Genomic DNA, 2,921 nt, shown 5'->3' with positions numbered 1-2,921 from the left:
GCGAGTGCGGCGACGACCTCGTCCTGTGCGTGAACAACTTCTCCCGCTTCGCCCAGCCCACCGAACTCGACCTGCGCCCCTACCAGGGACGCAACCCGGTCGAGCTCATCGGCGGGGTCCGCTTCCCCGCGATCGGCCAACTCCCGTACCTGCTGACACTGGCGGGCCACGGCTTCTACTGGTTCCGGCTGCGCGAGGACGGGGCAGCCTGAAGGACACGGGCGGCCCGCCCCGCCCGGGAGCCCCAGCGCACGTCCGCACCTCCGCACGGCCGTAGAGACATACAGCTGTACGGCCGTACGGCGACACATCTCGCACATCCGCACCTCGGCACGTCCCACGCACCGGTTCAGCACCTCGGCACCCGGGACCGCGCACAGTGCTCGCCGCACGGCCCCGGGGGAAGGACGCGACACCATGTCGGAAGCCGCAGCCCGGTCCACCGGCCCCGGCCCCCGGGGCACCGAGCCCGAACTGCTGTTGTCCCTGGAGCCGTTGTTGCGCCAGTGGCTGCCGCGGCAGCGCTGGTTCGCGGGCAAGGGCCGAGCGCTCGGCGGCTTCACTCTCGACGCGGTCACCCGTCTGCGGCCCGGCGACGCCCTCCTCCACCTGCTGCTGCGCACCCACCGGGCCCCGGACGGCACGGACCCCGGCGACTGCTACCAGCTGCTGCTCGGCGCCGCCCGGACACCCCCACCGCACCTGGCCACGGCCGTGCTCGGCCAGGCCACGCGGGGCCCGCTGGCGGGGCGGATCGTCCATGAGGGGCTCCAGGACCCCGGCCACGCCGCGGTCCTGCTGGAACGTCTCCGCACGCCCGGCGTCCTCGGTGGTCTGCGCTTTCACCGGGGGCCGTCCGGGGACGTGGCGGGCGGGCTCGCGGCGCGCCCGCTCACCGCCGAGCAGTCCAACTCGTCGGTCGTCTACGGCGACGCCCTGATAGCCAAGGTGTTCCGCCGGGTCGTCCCCGGCACCAACCCGGACCTCGAACTCCCCCTCGCCCTGGCCCGGGAAGGCTGCGACCGGGTCCCGGCGCCGGTGGCCTGGTACGAGACGGCCGACGGCACGACGACCCTCGGGCTCCTCCAGCCGTACCTCAAAGGGGCGGTGGACGGCTGGGACCTGGCCCTCAAGCACCTCGCGGACGACGAGGAGTTCACCGCTCAGGCACGGCAGTTGGGCCGCGCCACGGGCGAGGTGCACCTGGCCCTGGCCCGCGCCCTGCCCACGGTCACCTACACCCCCGCCCACCTGGAACACCTCGCCGCCACGATGACCCGCCGCCTGGAGGCGACGGCGCAGCAGGTTCCGGCGCTCGCCCACCTCGTGCCCGCCCTGCGCGGCGCCTTCGACGCCCTCGCCGGGCTCGCCGCGGACGGGCGGGTCCGGCAGGCGCAGCGCGTCCACGGCGACCTGCACCTGGGCCAGTGTCTGCGCGACCCGGCGCACGGCTGGCGCCTGATCGACTTCGAGGGCGAGCCGTCCCGCCCGCTCGCCGAACGCCGCATGCCGCACCCGCCCCACCGCGACGTGGCGGGCATGCTCCGCTCCTTCGACTACGCCGCCGCGTCGCACCGCCCGTGGAACCCGGCCTGGTCGACGGCGTGCCGGGCCGCGTACTGCGCCGGCTACGCCGAGTCGACCGGACAGGACCCGCGCGACGACGACGTCCTGCTGCGCGCGTACGAGACCGACAAGGCGGTCTACGAATCCCTGTACGAGGCCCGTCACCGCCCCGACTGGCTGCCGGTCCCGCTGGGCGCGCTGGAGCGGCTGGCGCAGCGCCCGTAGCCAGGCAGACGAGAAGCCACCCCGGAAGGCCCCAACCCGTGACACACCGACCCACCACACCACCGCCCCCGCCCCTCTCCTCTCCTCCCCTCTCCTGCCCGCCCCCGGCGCCTGTTCCGCCGCCCGACCGGGCCCGCCTCCTCGCCGCCACCCACCACGACCCGCACGGAGTGCTCGGCGCCCACCCGACCCCGACCGGAACGGCGATCCGCGCATGGCGTCCGTACGCCGAGCGGGTCACGGTCCGCACCGCCGAGGCCACGATCCCCTTGCACGACGACGGCGACGGGTTCTTCTCCGCGCTGCTCGAAGGGACGGCGGCCCCGCCCGACTACCGCCTGGAGATCACGTACGAGAACGCGACGCAGACGATCCCCGACGCCTACGCCCTGCTGCCCGCCCTCGGCGAGTTCGACCTGCACCTGATCCAGGAAGGCCGCCACGAACAGCTCTGGCAGGCGCTCGGCGCCCACCCGATGGAACACCAGGGCATCGCCGGCACCCGCTTCACCGTCTGGGCGCCGAACGCGCGCGGCGTCCGGGTCGTGGGCAGCTTCAACTACTGGGACGGCGCGGCCCACAGCATGCGCTCGCTCGGCGCGTGCGGGGTGTGGGAGCTGTTCGTCCCGCAGGTCGGCGAGGGCGAGCTGTACAAGTTCGAGATCACGCGCCCCGACGGCACGAAGACCCTGCGCGCCGACCCGCTGGCCCGCCGGACGGAGACCCCACCGGCCACGTCCTCGATCATCACCACCACGCACCACACCTGGCACGACGACGCCTGGCTGGCGCGGCGCGGCAGGCGGCCGGTCCACGAGTCTCCGTTCTCGGTGTACGAGGTCCACCTCCCGTCCTGGCGCCCCGGCCTGACCTACCGCGAACTCGCCGAGCAACTACCCGCCTACGTATCCGACCTGGGCTTCACGCACGTGGAGCTGATGCCCGTGGCGGAACACCCCTTCGGTGGCTCCTGGGGCTACCAGGTCACCGGCTTCTACGCGCCCACCGCCCGCCTGGGCAGCCCCGACGACTTCAAGCACCTCATCGACGCGCTCCACCGGGCGGGCATCGGCGTGATCATGGACTGGGTCCCGGCGCACTTCCCGAAGGACGACTGGGCGCTGGCCAGG

General features: G+C 74.0%; 3 protein-coding genes. All 3 read left to right on the top strand.

Features of this window, described 5'->3' with window-relative positions:
• Positions 1-212 (top strand): alpha-glucosidase C-terminal domain-containing protein (locus OFY01_RS15670; protein WP_266600318.1); only part of this gene is annotated, 212 nt, incomplete at its 5' end.
• Between the two features lie 205 nt (positions 213-417).
• On the top strand, positions 418-1,791 hold the full coding sequence (locus OFY01_RS15665; protein ID WP_266600316.1) for a maltokinase N-terminal cap-like domain-containing protein: 1,374 nt from the start codon (positions 418-420) through the stop codon (positions 1,789-1,791).
• Positions 1,710-2,921, top strand: a 1,212-nt coding sequence (locus tag OFY01_RS15660; protein WP_407700350.1) for a GlgB N-terminal domain-containing protein, incomplete at its 3' end; no start/stop codon positions are given. The genes OFY01_RS15665 and OFY01_RS15660, both read left to right, overlap by 82 nt.

The organism is Streptomyces beihaiensis (genome assembly GCF_026274175.1).
Taxonomy (GTDB): domain Bacteria; phylum Actinomycetota; class Actinomycetes; order Streptomycetales; family Streptomycetaceae; genus Streptomyces; species Streptomyces beihaiensis.
This window is presented reverse-complemented; position numbering and strand designations above follow the sequence as displayed.